Genomic DNA, 19,558 nt, shown 5'->3' on the forward strand with positions numbered 1-19,558 from the left:
AAGACGAAATAGTTTAGGGTTGGTTCCATCCGGCCAGCATGGCCGCAAACCAAACTGGGAAATCCACAGTCCTCCGGGTATTCATCTCTGGCCGTTAGAACCCTCCACGTGGTTGTCTTCGGTGCCACTGCTTGGAAACCTGGATGACTGCTTCTGGCCGATAACTGCCATTCCCACCAAAAAACGCCGCACTCCCATGCGGCGTTTCCATTTCCACCTCCCTAGAAAAACCGCCTCCAACTCGGCCCATCCCCCAACAACGGGTCGTCATGCACCGCCATGAAACGCGGCAGGTCTTGCCGGGCGATCCAGGTTTCGCTTTGCCAGTGCAGCGCGGCGATGCGTTGGTTGGCCCAGGTCATGAGAATGCGTCGCGGGCTGGCCTGCGGGTCGCGGTGGTAGTCGTGGAGGGTGGGAATCACTTCGTCGCTGAGCCATTGGCTGAGGGCGCAGTGTTCGGGGTGGCCGAAGCGGTAGAGGGCGCGGTAGAGGCCGGCGTCACTGACCAGTTCCACTTCTTCGCAGCGCCCTGTGCTGTAGCGGAGAAAGGCGAAGCGGAATTGGTGGGGGTAGAGGCGTTTGGTCAGGCGGTAGGGCCGGGTGGCGGCGATCATCAGGGCGAAGTCGAGGGCGACGAACCAGGGGCGGTTGTCGATCATGACGGCGCGCAGTTGATGGCAGTGGCGTTGGAAGGTGATGGGGGTGAATGCGTCATGCATGGTGTTGCTCCAATGTCGGTTAAGGAGCTGCCACCTACGTCGCTAAACGAAAGGGTGGCAGACCGCGCAGGGTTAGCGAACCGGAGACATTGGAATCCGGCAGACCCGAGGGTCTCCCCACGCGATCTGCCATAGAGCGGTGCAGTAAAAACTGCATGCGTGCCAATGCCTGCAAGAAACATCCGCCGTTTCTCGCATGCACCAGCTGGCGCAATCGCGCCAATGTCTTTCGGGTCGCTAAACCCGGCCACGGGATTGACCGTGGCCGGCGCAGGATAGGGACGGCCGAGCCCGAGGGCAAGGGGAGGAGGGGGCCGGCACGGCGACAGGCTGCCGTCTTGTCTGGGAGAAAGTAGCGGGTCTTGGGGCGGAAAGCGTTACGTCAGGCCGAGCCCACGATCTGCCGCTGACCGAGTGAGGCGGTTGCTTGAATAACCGCCTTGGGTGCTCTCAGTGGTGTGGTTGCAGGTTGGGCTGATCGGCACGTTCACCCTTCGATTCGGGATGAACGTGCCGGGGGGCACGGCCCTTCACGGTTGGCGTGGACGTGGCCGCTTTCGATCCGCCGCGCGCCACCTTTGCCACGCCCTTGTTCAAGGCCTCGTCAACCTGGGCGGCGTGCTTCGAAGCTGATGATGGGATCGCTCTGGCAAGGGGAGCGGCCATGCTGGTAGCCGCCTGACGCCACCACCTCTACAAAGCCCGCTTCGCGCAGTGCGAATGCCAGTTCGTCGACGCCCCACCAGCGCAAGTGGAACAGATCCAGTTCGGCGGACTGCAAGGTGCCGTCTTGCCAATGCTGGTAGTGCAGATGGGACAGCGTGGTTTGCTTGCGGTAGTCCACTTCGGCCCGGTGGCTGGTCAGCGTGAGGAGGTTGTTGCCATCCACTTTCCAACTCCGTGCCGCCTGTGCCTCCCCGATGATGCTCTCGATGGGGTCGATATCGATGATCAACCGCCCGCCGGGCTGCAAGTGATTCCAGAACCGCTTGAGCACGGCCATTGCGGAGGCAGTTTCGGTAATCAGCTGGAATGACCCGGCGGGCATGATGATGGCCGCGAATCGCTGGTCATAGCGGAACTGCTCGAACGTCTGCTGTGTGAGGGGCGCGGGCAGCCCTCGCGCCCGGCATTCCTGCCGGCAGTATTCGAGCATCTCGTGGGAGGCATCGAAGCCCTCGATGGCCAGGCCCCTCTCCAGCAGCGGTATGAAGATCCGCCCATTGCCCACTGCGGGCTCCAGTACCGGGCCATCAACGTCCGCCAGGCGCTGCTGGTAGTACTCCAGGTCTCCAAATGAATGGCCGATGGGTTTATCCAGGTGATAAATCCACGAGGCGAGTCGTCCGTATCGGTTTTGCATATCACTCTCCATGGCAAGCGCGGGATGCTACCGCAACTCGGGGGCCGTGCCTGCCTGTGAAGTCATCGCTGTTACAGCGTGCAGCCCCTGCCCATTCGGCCGTGCGTGGGGCGCGTGCGAATGGCTTGGGTTGATTGCAGCGTTCCGGTGTGGGGTGGAGGGCTCTGGAGCGATGTCAGTGCTGGCGCCGATACCGACGTTGCCGCCGCTTTGGCCTGCTGAACAATCCCGCGCCCAGCAACTCGCCCATGAAAAGCCCGAAGAGTTGCGCCTGGCTGTCCACTTCCAGCTTCTCGTACAGGTTGCGCCGGTGGACCTTCACGGTGCTCCAGGCGATGCGCAGTTGCTTGGCGATCTCCAGGCTGGAGTAGCCCTGCAGCATCAGCTGGGCAATCGTGTGCTCCCGCCGCGTCAGCAGTTCCTCCCCAAAGCTGCTGAATACCGCGCGCACATGCTCGGTCGGCCGCAGGGCACCCGCCGGTGGCTGGCTCCTTGCCGCCCAGGCCAGGCGCACCACGTCCTCCACGACCGGCATGGCGACATGCAGCAGCCGCAGCGTTGCGTCGTCGTACGCACCCTTGCCTGTGGCCCTCATCAGCGAAAGCACTGCTCGGCAGCCTGGCTCCGGGGTGGTGAAGAAGCCCACCTGATCACTCAGCCGCAGGCGGTGGTAGTAGGTGAGGAAGTAGTGGCCGCTTTCGAAGCCTTCCCGCGCCAGGTCCCGCAGGCTGTAGAGCCCATCGACCTTGTCGAAGAGGCTGCTGAGGTAGAAGGGGTCGAGCAGGTAGGGGCCGCTTCTGTAGTCATCGATGAGGCGCCGTCGCCGTTCGGGCGGCAGGGCGTAGTAGAGAGGCTGCGGCGGGTAATGGCCTTCGTTGACGAACAGTACGACGTGGTCGGTCGGGGCAAGGCTCTGGAGCCAGTGGGTGACGGCCTGCAGCTGAGGCTCGCCGGGTGGCTGGGCGAGGACGCGCGTGATGTCGCGGGTCCATGTGTTCGGGAGCAGGTGCATTGGCCGGAAACTTCCCTTTCAGAGCCCCGGAGCTAGAGGGCGTAAGAGGTGCTCTCATTCGGCAAATAATACTCTATAGAGTATGGAGTAATGGCCAGACGAAAGGCTTCATCGTTCCTTTTTGCGAGTAGGTGGAATGGAACTGAAGCAAGCCCTCGGGAAGGCCATCAAGGAGTTGAGGCTCAGCAGCGATCTTTCCCAGGAATCGGTGGGGGCAAGCCAGAGCTACATCAGCGATGTGGAGCGCGGCATCAAAAGCCCTTCGGTCATCAAGCTGGCAGAGCTGGCGGAGAACATGGGCGTGCATCCGTTGACGATCCTGGCCAAGAGCTACCTGCTGGCAAACCCCGAACTGACGGTGCAGGCACTGCTGGAGCAATTGCGCCAGGAGTTGGAACAGCACTGATCGACTGGGGCAACCCAACTGCCAAGCCCTCTGCACGGGGGCTTTCATCATCCGCGCACGGACAAGGATCGCCATGCGGCTGCTTACGCACCTCGCCACTCACTCCCGCTGCCAGCCACGCCTGGCCCGCCTGCTCGCAGCCCTGCTGCTGCTCCAGGCCATTCCCGCCCTTTGCCTCGCCGAACCCACCTTCACTGGAAGCTGGTACCTGGACCTGCGCACGCCCGAGCAACAGGCCGCCCAGGCCGAGTGCGGAGGCGCCGGCTTCGATCTGACCCAGCAGGGCAACACGGTGCTCGGGACGCACTACCTCGCCACGGTCAACTGCGGCAAGCTCAACGATGGCGGCGAAGTCCGGGGAACCGTGACGGGCTCCGAAGCGGTTCTGTTTGTCACCAGCGGTCGAACGGGCGAGGTCGTGAAGGGCAAGGCCACGCTGCAGGGCGACACGCTCAGGTGGCAGGTGCTGGAAACGGTCAAGGCCGGGGAGCCGGAGTGGGAGCCAGGGCTTGTTCTGCGGAGCGGGGTGTTGGGGAGGCGTGAGGGGGCTTTGGCCAGGTAGGAGGCAGGGCGCCCTTCGCCCCATGCTCGGCTTGTAACGCCATCTCCCGTGCTGTTGCCCGGCCAACAGTAGCCGTACAGCGATGTTGCCTCGGCAGCATACTGCACGCGATGAAACAGCGCGCGGCGCAGGAATACCGGGGGTTTGGCCGGTTGGCATGAAGTCTGCCCTGTCACCTGGAATCTCATGAATCCCAGGGGCCGATGTGAGCGCCGACGAATACCCATTGATTGCCAGTGACCGGGTGGATGCCTCCACGGTGGTCCGCTTGGAGGGGCATGGTCTTGCCCTGGGTTCTGCACCCACTGCCGATATTGCGCTGGAGTTCCGCGCGGTGACCAAGCGCTACGAAGGCGGACGTTCGGAGCCGAAGAACGCAGTCGAGCAGGTCAGCCTTGCGGTACGGCGCGGCGAGGTGCTTTGCCTGATGGGCACCTCCGGAAGCGGCAAGTCGACCTTGCTGCGCCACGTGAACCGGTTGATAGAGCCCAGCAGCGGGGAGGTGCTGATCGACGGCGAAGTGCTGGGCGACTTGACGCTTCCGGCACTGCGCCAGCTGCGCTCGCGGCGTATCGGCATGGTGTTTCAACACTTCGGACTGCTGCCTCATCGCACCGTGCGGGAGAACGTCGCCCTGCCTCTGGAGCTGCGTGGCGAGCCGGAGAATGAGCGGCATGCGGCCGCGCAGCGGGAGCTCCAGGCGGTGGGGCTCGAGGAGTGGGGCGAGCACTTTCCCCACGAGCTGTCCGGTGGCATGCAGCAACGTGTCGGACTTGCCCGGGCGTTGGTCACCAAGCCGGACATCCTGCTGATGGACGAACCCTTCAGCGCCTTGGACCCGACCATTCGCCGCGACCTGCAAGGCCGCTTCCTGCAACTGGTGCGCGAGCGCGGCATCACGACCCTGTTGGTCACCCATGACCCGGGGGAGGCGCTGCGTCTGGCCGACCGTATCGCCGTGCTGCGCGGTGGTCGCCTGATTCAGGTCGGAACCCCGGCAGAGCTGCTCGAACGCCCGGCCGACGAAGGCGTGGCGGATTTCTTCGATGAGCGGCCCCATGTCGACCCGGTTCCCTCGTCGTCCGGCCACGCGGTGCCTGGCACCTCGCCTGTGGCAGGACTGGAGAGGCCGGCGACTGGCCGCTGGATCCGTCAGGGGCTCCTGGGGCCGGTGGCCCTGGCGGAAGCCGGGCGCAACGGCCTGTTCTGGCTGGCGCTGCTGGTCGAATTGATGGCCCTTGCCGGGCTCGTCGGCGCGTGGCGCGAGGGGGGCAGCTGGTCGCTGATCGGCGCCCTGGCGGCGCTACTGGCCAACCGCACCGCCAGTATCTGGTTCAGCCTTCACGGCAGCGGCCGTGATTCCCAGGGTGTGGCGTTGCCCCTGGTGCTGTTGTCGGTGAGCCAGGCGTTGACGCTTTGGCGCGCCCTGACACCGGATGCCTCCGGCGCCTTGCTGCAGTTCCCGGCCGACCGCGACAGCATGCTGGCGGTCGCCGGCGCCATCGACCGCCTGATCGGCTGGTCGCAGCTGACCTTCGAGAGCGCGTTCGTCGGGGTGATCGTGGCGGTGCGCACGGTCATCGAGGGCATCGAGGGTGCGCTGGGCTGGATACCCTGGCCTGTGCCGGCACTGGCCCTGGTCTACCTGGCCTGGCGCTCTGCGGGTGCCACCCTGGCCCTGACCACGGCGCTGGCCCTGGGCTACATCGGTCTGTTCGGCTTCTGGGAGCGAACGGTGTCCACCGTCGCGCTGGTCGGCTCATCGGTGCTGCTGTCGCTGCTGATCGGCATTCCCACGGGCATCCTGCTGGCCAAGCGACCGCTGGCGCGGCGGGTGATCACACCGCTGCTGGACGTCATGCAGACGTTGCCGACGTTCGTGTACCTGATTCCGGCGGTGGCCTTCTTCTCCGTCGGCAAGACACCGGCGGTCATCGCCACGGTGATCTTTGCCCTGGCACCGATGATTCGCCTCACCGCCCTGGGCATCCGCGAGGTACCCAGGGCCGCCGTGGAGGCCGCCGTTGCCCATGGCGCGACGCCCTGGCAAACGCTCATCCGGGTCGAGCTGCCACTGGCCTCCGGCTCCCTGCTGCTGGGGGTCAACCAGACCATCGTGATGAGCCTGTCGATGGTGGTCGTGGCGGCGCTGATCGGCGCCGGCGGCCTGGGCTACGACGTCATGACCGCCCTGCGCAACATCAAGGGCGGGGAGGGCGTGCTCGCCGGCATCGCCATTGTCTTCTGTGCCCTGGTGCCCGACCGGATCATCCAGGCTTCCCTTCGCAAGCGTCATCACCCCACTCAGGAGTAGTACCCATCATGAGCAGATTCCTTTCCCGCACACTCGCCGGTGTTGCCTTGCTGGGTGCGCTCGTGCCGGCCACGGCAAGCTTCGCCAAGGAGAAGATCGTCATTGGCGAGCAGAACTGGACCGGCGCCATCGCCATCCAGCACATCCTCGGCGACATCATCTCCAGCCGTCTCGACGGCGACGTGTCCTACCTGGCCGGCGACCTGCCGGTGCTCTTCGCGGCCGCCGCCAAGGGCAACGGTTCGGTGGATGTGCTCACCGACATCTGGCTGCCGAACCAGTCCGCCGCCTGGGCCAAGTACGTGACCGGCGGCACCCACTCGCTGGTGCCCAACCGGCAGCCCTATGTCGGCGTGCAGGGCTTCTACATTCCGGGCTACATCCAGGACAAGTACGGCGTGAAGTCGGTGTATGACCTGAAGAAGCCGGAGATCGCCAAGCTGTTTGCCCCGCTGGGCGGTGGCAAGTCCCAACTGCTGGTCGGCCCGGCGGGGTGGGAGTCGACCTACATCGGCCAGATCAAGGCCAAGGACTTCGGGTTCGACGGCAACTTCGAGTCGATTTCCACCGAAGCCTCGGTGACATACGCAAAGCTCGACGCAGCCTACAAGGCCGAGCGCGGTGTGATCTTCTACGCCTACACACCGGACTGGATCTTCTCGGCCTACGACCTGCGCCGGCTCGACGAGCCGCCGTTCGATGGCTATGCCCAGGACAACAAGAAGGGCGATCCGCTTTACAAGGCTGACGGCTGCTGGAAATTCATCAGCCCGACCGTCGACCCCGATTGGCTGAACAAGAGCAGCATCACCTGCGCCTATCCCGATGCGAAGGTCTACGTCCTGGCGTCCTCCAGCTTGCAGAAGCGCGCGCCGCGAATCGCCGCCTTCCTGGAAAACGTGAGCATCGATCCGGCTTCGCTGAACGACCTGATCCTGAAAATCGAGCGTGAGAAGCAGCCGGCGGATGTGGCAGCCAAGGCGTGGGTGGCGGCCAACCAGGCGACCGTCGACCGTTGGCTGGGGACGGCCGAGGCTAATAAGGTGGCTGCGCAATGAGCCAGAGCGATCTGACCCTGCTCGATGGTGGGATGGGGCGCGAACTCAAGCGCATCGGGGCGCCGTTCCGGCAACCGGAGTGGTCGGCCTTGGCACTGCTCGAGGCTCCGGACTATGTGACCCGGGTGCACCGTGCGTTCATTGCCGCCGGGGCCCGGGTGATTACCACCAACAGCTATGCCGTGGTGCCATTCCACATCGGTGAGGAGCGTTTCGAGCACTCCGGGAGGGCGCTGGCGGATCTCTCCGGGCGTCTGGCCCGGGCGGCCGCCGATGAGGCCGGCGGGGCGGTGCAGGTGGCCGGGTCGCTGCCGCCTGCGCTGGGATCCTACCGCCCGGACCTGTTCGATCCGGTCCGCTCACAGGCCATCCACCGTGAGCTGATCGCAGGCCTGGCGCCGCATGTCGATTTCTGGCTGGCGGAAACCCAGAGCTCACTGGCGGAGGCTCGTTCGGTGCGTGCGGCGCTGGGCGACGAGGGCAAGCCACTCTGGCTGTCCTTCACCTTGCAGGATCCGGATTCGCCGGTTGCGGAGCCCTTGCTGCGCTCGGGGGAAAGCGTGGAGCAGGCCGTACGCCTGGCGTTGGAGCTTGGCGCCAGCGCGTTGCTGTTCAATTGCAGCCAGCCGGAAAGCATGGGAACCGCGCTGCGCCGAGCCCGGGAGGTCCTGACGGCGCAGGCACGCGAGTTGCCCCTCGGCGTCTACGCCAATGCCTTTCCCCCGGTGCGCGAGGATGCCCAGGCCAACGACACCTTGCTCGAGATCCGCGCCGACCTTGGGCCTGCGTCCTACCTGCAATGGGCACGGAAATGGGTCGGGGAGGGCGCCGCCATCGTCGGCGGTTGCTGTGGCATCGGCCCGGAACATATCGCCCAACTCAACGAGCATCTGCTGGCGAGCGAGGAAGCAAGGCCATGACCGAAACACAGCAGGCCACCTTCGGTGCCGGCTGCTTCTGGGGCGCTGAAGCAGCGTTCCGCAAGCTCGAAGGGGTAGTCGACAGCCGTGTCGGCTACGCAGTGGAGGCCGGGCGGGAGGCCCCGCTGATCGAGGTGGTGCAGGTCGATTTCGTGCCCGACCTGATCAGCTATGAGGCACTGCTCGACGCGTTCTGGGCGCTCCACGACCCGACGTCGCATGACCGCCAGGGCGAGCACGTTGGCGTGAAATACCGCTCCGCGATCTTCGCCCACTCCACCGACCAGGCTGCCACTGCAGAAGCCGCGCGCCTGCGGCTCGACCGCTCGGGGCGCTACAGCCGCCCGATCGCGACCGTGACGGTCCCGCTGGGGCGCTTCTACATGGCGGAGGAGGAGCATCAACGGTATCTGGAGAAGCATGGCCTGACGGTGTGTTCCATCGGGGCGGCCTGAGTATCAGGCAGGCCGCTCAAAGGCGCGCGGGGTATTGCATATCCACACGACACAGGCCAGGGGTGTCTTGGACACCCCTGGCATCGTTCAGTCGAAGTGACCTCGCAGGGTGAGGGTGAAGTTGCGTGGCTCGCCGTAGTAGTTGCCGTATTCGGAGGTACCGACGCTGGCGTAGTAGCGGCGATCGAACAGGTTGTTGCCGTTGACCTCCACCGTCCAGTGGTCATCCACCTGGTATTCGATCAGGGCGTCGTAGACCGCATAGCCGGACTGGCTGAACTTGTAGGCGCGGCTGTCGATGACGTTGCCGCCGGCGTCGAAGCGGTAGGCCATGCCGCTGACGTAGGTCGGGCTTTGTACGGTCACGCCGCCGCCCACGCGCCAGGCTGCAAGGGCGCCGGGCAGGTCGTAGGTGGTCCAGAGCTTGAACAGGTGCTTGGGAGTGATGGTGCTGTAGAGCGTTTCCTCGGTGTCGTTGTGCACCTGGTTGTAGGTGTAGCCGGCAAGGATTTCCCAGCCCGGCATGAGGGTTCCGCTGGCTTCCAGGTCGAGGCCTTTGCTGGTGACGCTGTCCTGCGCGATGAAGCAGCATGAGCCGCTGTAGCTGAAGGGAGGGTTGGGGTAGTTCGGGTCGGTGGCGGCCTGGTGCTTGCGCTGGGTGTAGAAGAGCGCGGCACTGACGTTCAACTGGCCGTCCAGCAGTTCGCCTTTCACGCCGGTTTCGTAGGTCTTGCCGGTCATGGGCTCGATGGAGGACAGGTTGTCCAACGGGCCCTTGAGCTTCTGCGCCTGGGGTTTGAAGACCTCGGCGTAGCTGACGTAGGTGGACCATTGGTCATCGAGCGCATAGATCAGGCCGCCGAACGGGACCAGCGTGGTGGGTTCCCGGTCCGATACGCGGTCCTGCTCCCTCCAGTTGCCGGTGCCGTCGCTGTTGCGCAGGCTGTAGGCCTGTTCGAACTTGTAGCGCTGGGCACGGGCGCCTGCCACGAGCTTCAGTGGGTCGGTCAGTTGCAGGCGCAGCGTCGAGTAGAGGCCGTACTGCTCGCGGGTGTTGGGCGAGTAGTCCCGCCAGAAGCGGTGGTTTGACGCTTCGGTCGGCAGCGGTGTGGCCGAGGGATTCCACAGGTCGATCAGGCCACCTTTGCCGGTCTTGCCTTCTGCGCTGCGCCAGCGGCTGGTGACCTTCTGGTAGTCCGCGCCGACCAGCAGTTCATGCTGGCGCCCCAAGGCGTCGAAGCTGCCCGAGAGGTTGACGTCGAATACCGATTGCTTGCTCCAGCTCGCTACGTAGCTGCCCCACCAATAGGGGCCGTTCCGGGTGGTTTCGTCCACCGAGCCGTAGGGGATCACGCCTTCGGTGGTCGAGGCGTTGTAGGAGTAGGTGTAGGAGGTGTTGAGCTTCCAGTCGGGGCTGAAGTAGTGGTCGAGCTTGGCGAACCACTCGCGGGTGTAGCTGTCGCCCCAGGCGCTGTTGGTGGTGTACCAGGTGCTCCGTGGCAGGTGCAGGTCGCCGCCGGTGCTGTAGCGAGGCAGGCCATCGCCGGTGCCGTTCTCCTTCGCCTTGTCGTAGCTGCCACCGAAGGTCAGCAGGGTGTCCTCGGAGATGTCCGCTTCGAGCACGCCGTAGAGCAGCGGCCTTTCGGTGCTGCGGTTGTCCATGAAGTACTGGCGGTCCGTGTAGGCGGCGACGACCCTGCCGCGCAGGGTGCCATCGGGGGTCAGCGGGCCGGTGAGGTCCACCTGGCTGCGATAGGTGTCCCAGGATCCGGCCGAGGTCTGCAGGTCGAGCTGGTAGTTGGCCAGCGGGCGCTTGCGCACCAGGTTGACGATGCCGCCGGGGTCGCCAGTGCCGCCCAGCAGGCCACTGGCGCCACGCAGGACCTCGACGTGGTCGTACATCGCCATGTCGTACTTGCGGTCGCTGTAGAAGGTGCCGATGCCGCTGCCGATGTCCATGGGGGCGGCGCCGTCGATCTGCAGGTTGTCGATGGAGAACCCGCGGGAATAGAACTGCTGGGTGTTGTAGCTGCCGTTGCGCACGGTGATGCCGGGGGTGCGTTTCATGGTGTCGGGCAGGGAGGTCAGCTTGCGGTCTTCGATTATCCGCCGGGTCATGACCGACACGCTCTGCGGCGTCTCCTTCAGGCTGACCGGCGTCTTGGAGCCGATGCTGACCAGGCCGGTGGTGTAGGAGCCGGAGTTCTCCGTCATTTCGCCCATGCCCTGGCCCGAGACGAGGGTTTCACTCACCTGCAGAACGGTTCCGGTGTCGTCCTGCACCGGCAGCAGCGTGTAGCTGCCGGTGCCGAGTTCGATGGCTTGCAGGCCGCTTCCTTCCAGCAGGTGTGCCAGCGCGGTGGCGGTGGCGAAGCGCCCGCGAACACCTGGCGATTGCCGCTTACCGGCCACGCCGGGCTCGTAGGAGAGGGTGACGCCCGCAACCTCGGAGAACCGGGCGATGGCGTCCTCCAGCGGGCTGGCGGGAATATCGAAGGTGTATTCGACCTGGGCCTCCTGGGCCCAGGCAGATGCCGAGACCAGGGCACCCAGCGGTGCGCTGACCAGCACGCCGCCGAGAACCAGCGGAACCAGGGGGCGTTGGAACTGACGGAACAGGGGGTGGTGACCTGACATGACGGCGTTCTTCTCCAATGGCAGATGGCGGCGTCTCTGCGCCTCTACTGTCTTTGTCGAACGAGAATCAGAATCACCAACACCTGGCCGAATTTTTTCCTGCGGTGCCTTTTCGCGTGTCCTCCGACGGCGGTCGGGCTGAGTGCTGTGACAGGGGCATCAGCTTCGTTCTACCCGCGCCCACCAGCGGGTCAGGCGACGGACACGGACAGGCAGGGTGCCGCTGAGGTTGTCGAGCACGGTGTCGAGCGCCTGCAACTGGAAGGCGCCAGAGATGCGCAATGCTCCTGCCTCCGGCGCGCAGCCGAGGTAGCCGGGGTGATAGCGCGCCAGCTCGGCAACGAAGTCATCCAGGCGCCAGTCGTTGACCAGCAGTTGCCCGTGGGTCCAGGCGTCCGCCCCTTTGGGCAATGGGGCTGGCGTGCCCACCGACGTGCGGGTGAACGTCAATTGCTGGCCGGCTTCCAGGCGCACGACCTGCATGGGGGCCTGCTGTGGACGGACTTCCACGGCGTGCTGCATGACGCCGGCACGTACGCCGGAGGCTTCACTGCGAACGAGAAAGCGCGTCCCCAGTGCATGAACGCTGCCGCAAGGCGTATGCACGACAAAGGGGCGTGCGAGGTCGTCCGCCGCCGTTTGCACCCGGATCTCGCCTTCGAGCAGGTCGACCTGGCGAAGCACAGGGCCGTAGTTGACGTTGACCGACGTGCGGGTGTTGAGAGTCAGTTGGGTGCCTTCGGGCAGGTCGAGTTCAAGGGTTTCGCCGGCGGTCGTGCGGTAGTCGGCCCAGGCCGATCTCAGCGGGCGGTACTGCACGCCGAGCGCCGCCGTACCGCCTGCCGCGACCAGGATGGAGAACACCTTGAGCACGGCCCTGCGCTTGATGCGGGCACTTTTCAGGGTGGGGCGGGCGATATCGGCGGTGACCCGCCCGAGCTTCGCCTGTAGGCGCTCGACACGGGCCCACGCCAGGGCATGGTGAGGGTCGCTGGCCAGCCATCGCACATGGGCCTCGCGTGCGGCTTCGCCTTCCTCGGCGAGTGTCACGTACCACTGCGCGGCGGCTTCGAGGGTCTTCAGGTCGAGGGCTGACATCGTCTCAGTCCTCCAGTAGCAGAAGGCAGTGGGTCATGGCGCGCACGAAGTGCTTGCGTACCGTATTGACGGAAAGGCCCAGCCGCTTGCCGATCTCCGTGAAGGTCAACCCATCGAGCTGGGCCATGAGGAAGATTTCGCGGGCCCGGCCGCTCATGCCGCCGAGCAGGGTGTCGATCTCCATCAGCGTCTCGATGATGATGCTGCGCGTTTCCGGCGAGATGTCCACGGGTTCCGGCAGGGCGGCGAGCGTCTCCAGGTACGCGTGCTCAAGCGTTCGGCGGCGGTACTGGTCGATCACCAGGCTGCGCGCGACCGTTGTGAGGTAGGCGCGGGGTTGGCGCAGGTCGGTCAGTTTGCGCTGGCTGATGACTCGCACGAAGGTGTCCTGCGCAAGATCGGCGGCCTGCTCACGGCAACCGAGCCGACTGCGGAGCCATTGCTTCAGCCAGCCGTGATGTTCGACATAGAGTTCGTGCAGGGCGCGGCGCTGGTGGTCGGCGAGCTGGTCCATGGTAGGCAGATCATGCAATTGATAATTATTGCTAATTGTATGCATGCGCAGAGCCGTGGGTAAATCGCTCGCTGCCGGACAGTTTCACCCGCCGTGCGCTCTCGTGTGGCGCCAGCGCGCTTCAGGCGGCACGTTGCTTGTGCAAGAAGGCTGACGGTGGGCCCTTCCCAGAGGAAGTCGTCAAGGCTGGAAGATGACCCGCCACCCCTCATCGCTGAACGAAACCTTGCCCTTGACCGACTGGGTTGCGCAGCACAGCGCGTCTTTCGTCCAGTCGGGTTTGAAACCCGAGAACAGGATCTCGCCGTTCTCCACATAGAGCCGTTCCAGGCGCTTGGGAAAGTCCGTGGGCGTCAGGGATGGCCTGGAGCGTTCCGGGTCGACGGAGATCCTGTGGTAGTCGCCGTACTTCATTGTCACCAGCACGTTTCTGCTCATTGAGGTGCCCCCCGAGCACCCTACGTCCAGGCTGATGGCTGCAACGAAGACGGGTTGCTTCTGGATGCGGTACTTGACGACGTTGCCGGGGTTGAAAGCGAACGCGCAGCTGATGGCGTTGCCGTAGCGCTCGAGCAGCGCAGGGATGGTTTGCTCGGCTGCCAGGTGGGCCGCTTCCCATGCCTGGATGTCCTCGAGTTCTCGTTGCGACGGCTCCGCCCAGCATGGCCAGCTGAGCATGAGCATCAGTAGTGCCAACACACCACCTGACCAGTTCTTCATGGGCGCTCCTGATGTTTGTGCATTGCCGAGCAAAGCCTCCAGAGAATCAATGGTGTCGCCAGAATCTGGACGCCGAGCGTCGCCTCGAGTAGCGCTTGAGTGGCCATGAATGTGTCGAGTACGGGCGTGTTCAGTGCCGTCAGAACAGCCTGGTAAAAACTGCCCAGGAAGCCGATGAGTCGATCGATCCCCCCCCGGCGTCAGAACGGCGACTACAAAAAACAGCATTCGGTTTTGCACGTATCGCCAGGCAATCAGTGTGGAGGCAATGGCCAGTACGACCGGGATGGATCCCATGATCAAGGAGGGCGGTAGATTCATCGGGTGCATTGTCCTTATGCGCCTGCACGTCCGGCAGGTTGATGGGGGTTGAGGCTCCAGCCTGACGCCGTGACGTCACTCAGCCGGCTGCTGTCATCTGTGCTTTTCCTGCGGTGCACCGGCCATCAATGCACCGTGGGGAAACGCTCCTTCACCAGTGCCTGGGCGTGGAAGGCCAACTGGTCCAGCAGCCGGTCGCGCTTGGCTTCCGCTTCGCGCATGGCCTTGCTGCCGTGCTGCTTCACCAGATAGGCGTGGATCTGCCGCACTTCCTTGGACTGGTAGATGGGGGCGAGGTCCTGCACGGCGACCAGGCCGTCGGAACGGTGGTCACGGGTGTTCAGCAGGACATGGGGCCCCTGGGCGGCCAGTACGCGCAGCCCCATGGCTTCGAAGAGCGGTGCCTTGCTGGCGACGCAGGCCAGCTCGAGGTGGGGCCGCTGGGCGATCACCTGCTGCAGCAGGGCACGGCCGATGCCGCGCCGGCGGTGGCTGGCCTTCACGGCGATGTAGGGGAGGGTGCAGGCTTCGGCGTCGTCCGCGCTCGGCAGGAAGAGGGCGAAGCCGAGCACCTGGGAAGGGTCTTCGTCATCCAGCGCCAGGACGAGTCGCGCGGCACCGTCGAGCCCGCTGTCCATGGCCTGCAGGTAGAGGTGCACCTCGTAGCCGATCACGTACTGGTACAGCGGGTAGAGCGGGTTGCTGGGCGTCAGCGGCACGGGGCTGATGTCGCTGAAATCGTCCACCACCATCTGCAGGACCTGGCTCTTCAGGGACTCGGGCGGCGGCGTGTCGAGGGTAACGAGGGTGAACATCGGGAAGCAGGCTCCAGGCGTGCCCGATCAGGGGATCGGCGCGGGCGGCATTGTAGCGCTCGCGTGGGGCGGATGATTGGAGCAGTGTCGTTGCCGACTGCAGCGAGGAGGACTGGCGGCGTCTCTACCCATCGAAATGGACGACCACGACGAAGTACCGGACGGCACCCTTGCCGGCAGATGCCGGTGGAGTCAGGCACGCACCGTGACGCGTTCACATCCTGAATGGAAACGGGCTGCCGTAGCGCCTGGATACCGCCAAGAGGCAGTTTCCCCTGGTTCAATTTGGGCTGCTTTTGGCTAACAATCCCGCATCCGTCCACAACGCCGTAGTTCTTGCCCATGGACCACATACTGTCGCTTCTCTCGGAAACCGTTCCCAAGGCCCGGACCCTGGAGGAGCTGACCCGGCCACTGCTGGCCCTGCTGGGGCAGGTCACGGGGATGGAGTCGACCTACCTCACCACCATCAACACCGACGAAGGCATCCAGCGCGTCGAGTTCGCCCGCAACGTTGGCAGCATGGTGATCCCGGAAGGGTTGGTGGTGCCCTGGGCGGACACGCTGTGCAAGCGAGCGCTCGAAGAGAAGCGGCTGTACTCCGACAACGTCGCCGAATGCTGGGGCGATTCCGAGGCCGCCGCTGCCCTGGGCATCAAGACCTACCTCAGCGCACCCATCTGCTCCCACGATGGCCGGGTACTGGGCACGGTGTGCGCTGCCAGTTCAGCGCAGGTGGCCCGCTCCGCCGACGTGGAGCCGCTGCTGATGCTCATGTCCGGCTTGCTCAGCTATTCGCTGGAGCGGGAGCTGCTGGTGGAACGGCTCCAGGCCGCCAACGCCGAACTGGCGAAGCTGGCCCTGACGGACAGCCTCACGGGGCTGTCCAACCGCCGGGCGATCCTCAGTGAATTCAACCGGCTGTTCGCCCAGGCCCAGCGGGAGCAGAAGTACGTGCTGGTGGCGGTGATCGACCTGGACGGCTTCAAGGGCATCAACGACACCTACGGCCACCAGGCGGGCGACCAGTTGTTGCGGGGCGTGGCCGCTCAGTTGCAGGCGTGCCTGCGCGCCAGCGACATCCTCGGGCGCACGGGCGGCGACGAGTTCGTGGTCATCGCCCTCGGCGCAGCTGCCGAGCCCGCAAATCCGAATGGCATGCAACAGGCCGCCAGGCTGCTTCAGGAGCGCCTGGCCCAGGCGACAATCGGGATGTTCGAGCTGGGCGAGGGGCTGGGCGACATCCATTACCCCGGCGCCAGCGTCGGTGTGGCGGCTGTCACTCCGGAGGGCATTTCTGCTGAAGACGCGCTGAAGCTGGCCGACCGGGAGATGTACAAGGCCAAGGCCAAGCGCAGAAAGCGGGGTGGCTGAGTAACGTCATCCCGTTTCAGCGGAGTAGGGCAATCTCTTCAGCAGTGCTCTATCCCGAAGAGTTGGCCAACTGAATGAGACGCTGACGTTCTCGCTCACCCGCATGTGCATCAATGAACACCACGTCTTCACTGATGCCGGAATCTGCAGCGATACCCAGGACGAACTCGCGTCCCGTGATACTTGCCAGCCTCCGTAAAACCGGAAACAGCTGCTCAGCTTGTACGGCGCCGAACCTTTCAAGAGGAAGGTTGAGCCCAAGAAACCAGTCTTGGCAGTCATTCGAGTCCGCTCCGGCATCTGGTTCGTGCTTGAAGTTCACGAACATTGCGCCAAGTGCTTGCCATTCATGAGCGAGGCCAGCGAATGCGGCTGTGAGCTCCACTTCCTGGGCTTCGTTGTCATTGCCGTCGACATACACATAGAGCGTTTGCATCGCCTTACCCCGGCAACCTTGTTGTCCCGAATCGTTTGCGCCTGATGGCGGTAGGCGTCCCCGAGACTTGATGGCGTTTCATTCCAACGCTTCCTCTCGACTTCTCTGTCAAATCAGTTCGTTAACCGTGTTTTTCTCGCCCAAAGGTCCAGGTCGCTGCCGCAGGCGGCAACGATGTAATGGTCGCACCATGAGAACCCGTACACGCGAACGCACTCGGTGTAGATGACGGAGCAGTCGGCCTGATGGCCTGGCACCAGGGCATTCTTGTATGGCTTGGCTAGAACAAGACGACTCTCTGGCCAGTCTGGCGAAACCAGTTCCAGGCTTTCGCCAGAGCGGTTCATGAGGGGCAATCCGCCCCCACAAATGCCGCCAAGCTGTATGACTTCGTCTTCGATTTCGCCGATGCCATGGCAATTCACATTCAGCTTGTCGAGACCGGCGTAAGCGTCGTAATCACGTTCGATCTTCTCGCCTGTACGGCAGTCGATCAGGCCCCTGCCACTGCTGGAAACCACCAGTAAATAGGGATGTTGCCGAGAAAAGCCGACTGAATGCAGCCCACCGACAGCGATGGTTGCGACGTGGCGCCAGCCCTCGGGTTCCTTGTTGAACGGAATCTTCTCAAGCAATCGGATCAGTCGTTCTCGGTTGGCTTCTTTGCTGCTTGTCATGTTGAGCAATCCTGACAGTTGTCTTCGATCCGGTACTTCCACTCACTCTTTGTCCATCTTCCAAGGCCCCACCCGCTCCAAGGTCCCGCCGATGGCACCCTGCAGGCCGCAGAAGGACTGGCAGTGCTGCGCATCCAGCGGCTTCACCACCACCTTGTCCTCTGCGAAGACGAGGCTCACCTGGCAGCGGGGTGATGCATCGGGTGCGCCGTAGCCTTCCCAGTTCGCGTACAGGTGATGGTCTGGGTCGTCGGTGAACAGGTAGGTGTCGGCGCTGCCCGGCTCGGGCGATGCGATACCCGGTACTTCGCAGCGGGCGGAGCCCGATTCCGACACGTAGAAGAACGACAGGCCGTGTGCCGTGGCCAGCACAGTGAGGGTCTGGTAATGGCCCGTGGCAGGTGTGGCGGCCCGGTAGTAGCCGTGCAGGGGCGCTTCGGCCCGAGCGGTCAGGCTGCTGGCGGTGATGAGCATGAAAGCGGCAGCGCGGAGAGTGGGTGTCATGTCGGCATCCTCTGCATGGCGGGGTACGTCCGTGTGAGCGGCGCCGAGCATACATCGGGTGCGCCGCAGCCCGGCATGCCTTGCGGGCCGTTTTGCCAGAACCGTCTCAGGCGCCAGACAGTACCTCTGCTACGCTGCGCCCGCCTGAAAGGCGCTGCCAGTGGGGCTTAGCCAGGAACCGGAAGGGAATCACCCGCATGCATAACGCACATCTCTCGGATCGCTACGCAGGTTGCCTGCTTGGCCTGGCCTGTGGCGACGCGGTCGGCACGACCCTCGAGTTCACCCCGCGCAGCGCCCTCGTCCCCATCACCGACATGGTCGGCGGCGGGCCCTTCCACCTGGCGCCGGGGCAGTGGACGGACGACACCTCCATGGCGCTGTGCCTGGCGGAAAGCCTGCTGGAGCGCAATGGGTTCGACGCCCGGGACCAGATGACCCGCTACCTGAACTGGTGGCAATGGGGGTACTGGAGTTCGACGGGGGCGTGCTTCGACATCGGCATGACGGTCCGTGATGCACTGACGCGCTTCCAGGAGACGGGAGAGCCGTTCGCGGGCTCGAGCGACCCTCGAACCGCCGGCAACGGTTCGCTCATGCGCCTGGCTCCGGCTGTGCTGTTCTACTACCCGGACCGCGAGGCGATGAGGTGGGCGGCGCGCCAGAGCTCCCTCACCACCCATGGCGCGGCCGAGGCCATCGAATCGTGCCTGCTGCTTGCGGAGATCATTGCCAACGCGCTGGCGGGTCAGGGCAAGGACGAGGTGCTGGCGCTGTCCCCGGAGGCCTATGCCGAGCCCGCCATCCGGCGCCTGGCCGAGGGCAGCTTCAGGTACAGGTCGCGTGACCAGATCCAGGGCACCGGCTACAGCGTCGCCTCCCTCGAAGCCTCCCTGTGGTGCTTCTGGTCCACCGACTCCTTCGAGGCAGCGGTACTCGCCGCCGCCAACCTGGGGGATGACGCCGACACCACCGCCGCCATCACCGGCCAGATCGCCGGCGCCTTCTACGGCCGGCAGGGCATTCCGGCCCGCTGGATCGAGCGGCTGCACCTCGCCTCCGAGATCGAAGGCATCGCCACCGCCCTGTACCGGTCCGCCCTGGCACGCTCCGGCTGACCTGGCGCCGGCTTGCAGGCGCCTACAACCCCAGCTCGCTCAACCCGGGATGCTCGTCGGGCCGCCGACCCTGGGGCCAGTGGAACAGCCGCTGGTCCTCGCGGATCGGCAGGTCGTTGATGCTGGCGTGGCGGACCTGCATCAGGCCGTGTTCGTCGAACTCCCAGTTCTCGTTGCCGTAGGAGCGGCACCACTGCCCCTCGGCGTCGTGCCATTCGTAGGCGAAGCGCACGGCGATGCGGTGGCCTTCGAAGGCCCAGAGTTCCTTGATCAGGCGGTACTGCTGCTCGCGCTGCCACTTGCGAGTGAGGAACTCGCGGATCTGCTCGCGGCCACGGGGGAACTCGCTGCGGTTGCGCCAGCGGCTGTCGACGGTATAGGCCAGGGCGACCCGCTCCGGGTCGCGGCTGTTCCAGCCGTCTTCGGCCATGCGCACCTTCTGCACGGCGGTTTCATGGGTGAAGGGGGGAAGCGGGGGGCGGGTTTCGGCAGTCATGGTCGTGCCTCTTCAGGTGTGGGCGTGGTGTCAAAGGTA

The 19,558-nt window shown here is 64.7% G+C and carries 20 protein-coding genes; 8 read left to right on the forward strand and 12 right to left on the reverse strand.

Going from position 1 to position 19,558, the window contains the following annotated elements:
- Window positions 1–221 precede the first annotated feature (221 nt).
- The 3 genes from BM198_RS03390 to BM198_RS03400 form a co-directional block, all read right to left on the reverse strand.
- Window positions 222–719 (reverse strand): BRO-N domain-containing protein, encoded by a 498-nt coding sequence (locus BM198_RS03390; protein WP_044400494.1) that lies wholly within the window; start codon window positions 717–719, stop codon window positions 222–224.
- A 604-nt stretch (window positions 720–1,323) separates the two neighbouring features.
- Window positions 1,324–2,082 (reverse strand): class I SAM-dependent methyltransferase, encoded by a 759-nt coding sequence (locus BM198_RS03395; protein WP_083422317.1) that lies wholly within the window; start codon window positions 2,080–2,082, stop codon window positions 1,324–1,326.
- A 175-nt stretch (window positions 2,083–2,257) separates the two neighbouring features.
- A complete protein-coding gene (locus BM198_RS03400) occupies window positions 2,258–3,094 on the reverse strand; it encodes a helix-turn-helix domain-containing protein (protein WP_074967783.1) in 837 nt (278 codons plus the stop codon).
- A 136-nt stretch (window positions 3,095–3,230) separates the two neighbouring features.
- On the opposite strand from BM198_RS03400, the gene BM198_RS03405 reads away from it, so the two are divergent.
- The 6 genes from BM198_RS03405 (at window position 3,231) to msrA (ending at window position 8,809) form a co-directional block, all read left to right on the forward strand.
- Window positions 3,231–3,500 carry a helix-turn-helix domain-containing protein gene (locus BM198_RS03405; protein ID WP_044400503.1) on the forward strand — a complete coding sequence of 90 codons (270 nt, stop codon included), beginning with the start codon at window positions 3,231–3,233 and terminating at the stop codon, window positions 3,498–3,500.
- 73 nt (window positions 3,501–3,573) lie between these two features.
- Window positions 3,574–4,062: a hypothetical protein gene (locus BM198_RS03410; RefSeq protein WP_074967785.1), complete on the forward strand. Its 489-nt coding sequence runs from the start codon at window positions 3,574–3,576 to the stop codon at window positions 4,060–4,062.
- Between the two features lie 259 nt (window positions 4,063–4,321).
- Entirely contained in the window at window positions 4,322–6,376 is a 2,055-nt protein-coding gene (locus BM198_RS03415) for an ATP-binding cassette domain-containing protein (protein ID WP_074968052.1), read from the forward strand.
- A gap of 8 nt (window positions 6,377–6,384) precedes the next feature.
- Window positions 6,385–7,434 carry an ABC transporter substrate-binding protein gene (locus BM198_RS03420; RefSeq protein ID WP_074967787.1) on the forward strand — a complete coding sequence of 350 codons (1,050 nt, stop codon included), beginning with the start codon at window positions 6,385–6,387 and terminating at the stop codon, window positions 7,432–7,434.
- The gene (locus BM198_RS03425; protein ID WP_074967789.1) at window positions 7,431–8,354 is read left to right on the forward strand and encodes a homocysteine S-methyltransferase family protein; all 924 of its coding nucleotides are present in this window, start codon (window positions 7,431–7,433) and stop codon (window positions 8,352–8,354) included. Before BM198_RS03420 ends, BM198_RS03425 begins: the two co-directional genes overlap by 4 nt.
- Window positions 8,351–8,809, forward strand: a complete 459-nt coding sequence (gene msrA / locus BM198_RS03430) for a peptide-methionine (S)-S-oxide reductase MsrA (RefSeq protein ID WP_074967791.1) — start codon at window positions 8,351–8,353, stop codon at window positions 8,807–8,809. The genes BM198_RS03425 and msrA overlap by 4 nt, the downstream gene beginning before the upstream one ends.
- An 87-nt stretch (window positions 8,810–8,896) precedes the next feature.
- On the opposite strand, the gene BM198_RS03435 is transcribed toward msrA, so the two are convergent.
- The 5 genes from BM198_RS03435 to BM198_RS03455 all read right to left on the reverse strand — a co-directional run bounded on the left by BM198_RS03435 (window position 8,897) and on the right by BM198_RS03455 (window position 14,914).
- Window positions 8,897–11,446 (reverse strand): TonB-dependent siderophore receptor, encoded by a 2,550-nt coding sequence (locus BM198_RS03435; RefSeq protein WP_083422319.1) that lies wholly within the window; start codon window positions 11,444–11,446, stop codon window positions 8,897–8,899.
- Window positions 11,447–11,605: 159 nt separating this feature from the next.
- A complete protein-coding gene (locus tag BM198_RS03440) occupies window positions 11,606–12,544 on the reverse strand; it encodes a FecR domain-containing protein (protein WP_074967793.1) in 939 nt (312 codons plus the stop codon).
- Window positions 12,545–12,548: 4 nt separating this feature from the next.
- Entirely contained in the window at window positions 12,549–13,058 is a 510-nt protein-coding gene (locus tag BM198_RS03445; protein WP_074967795.1) for a sigma-70 family RNA polymerase sigma factor, read from the reverse strand.
- A gap of 180 nt (window positions 13,059–13,238) precedes the next feature.
- The gene (locus BM198_RS03450) at window positions 13,239–13,778 is read right to left on the reverse strand and encodes a hypothetical protein (RefSeq protein WP_074967797.1); all 540 of its coding nucleotides are present in this window, start codon (window positions 13,776–13,778) and stop codon (window positions 13,239–13,241) included.
- 446 nt (window positions 13,779–14,224) lie between these two features.
- Entirely contained in the window at window positions 14,225–14,914 is a 690-nt protein-coding gene (locus BM198_RS03455) for a GNAT family N-acetyltransferase (RefSeq protein WP_074967800.1), read from the reverse strand.
- Between the two features lie 342 nt (window positions 14,915–15,256).
- Between BM198_RS03455 and BM198_RS03460 the strand changes: the two genes are divergently transcribed.
- A complete protein-coding gene (locus tag BM198_RS03460) occupies window positions 15,257–16,288 on the forward strand; it encodes a sensor domain-containing diguanylate cyclase (protein ID WP_074967802.1) in 1,032 nt (343 codons plus the stop codon).
- A 49-nt stretch (window positions 16,289–16,337) separates the two neighbouring features.
- Here the strand turns inward: BM198_RS03460 and BM198_RS03465 are convergent, their stop codons facing one another.
- The 3 genes from BM198_RS03465 to BM198_RS03475 all read right to left on the reverse strand — a co-directional run bounded on the left by BM198_RS03465 (window position 16,338) and on the right by BM198_RS03475 (window position 17,905).
- A complete protein-coding gene (locus BM198_RS03465; protein ID WP_074967804.1) occupies window positions 16,338–16,724 on the reverse strand; it encodes a hypothetical protein in 387 nt (128 codons plus the stop codon).
- Window positions 16,725–16,837: 113 nt separating this feature from the next.
- Entirely contained in the window at window positions 16,838–17,401 is a 564-nt protein-coding gene (locus tag BM198_RS03470; RefSeq protein WP_074967807.1) for a hypothetical protein, read from the reverse strand.
- A gap of 42 nt (window positions 17,402–17,443) precedes the next feature.
- Window positions 17,444–17,905, reverse strand: coding sequence for a hypothetical protein (locus tag BM198_RS03475; RefSeq protein WP_139233559.1), 462 nt, complete (start codon window positions 17,903–17,905; stop codon window positions 17,444–17,446).
- A gap of 197 nt (window positions 17,906–18,102) precedes the next feature.
- Here BM198_RS03475 and BM198_RS03480 point away from each other — a divergent pair, with 197 nt between their 5' ends.
- Window positions 18,103–19,023, forward strand: coding sequence for an ADP-ribosylglycohydrolase family protein (locus BM198_RS03480; RefSeq protein ID WP_074967810.1), 921 nt, complete (start codon window positions 18,103–18,105; stop codon window positions 19,021–19,023).
- A 22-nt stretch (window positions 19,024–19,045) separates the two neighbouring features.
- On the opposite strand, the gene BM198_RS03485 is transcribed toward BM198_RS03480, so the two are convergent.
- Entirely contained in the window at window positions 19,046–19,519 is a 474-nt protein-coding gene (locus BM198_RS03485; RefSeq protein ID WP_074967812.1) for a nuclear transport factor 2 family protein, read from the reverse strand.
- Window positions 19,520–19,558: the final 39 nt, after the last annotated feature.

Origin of the sequence: Metapseudomonas otitidis (assembly GCF_900111835.1) — a bacterium.
In the GTDB taxonomy this organism is placed as follows: domain Bacteria; phylum Pseudomonadota; class Gammaproteobacteria; order Pseudomonadales; family Pseudomonadaceae; genus Metapseudomonas; species Metapseudomonas otitidis.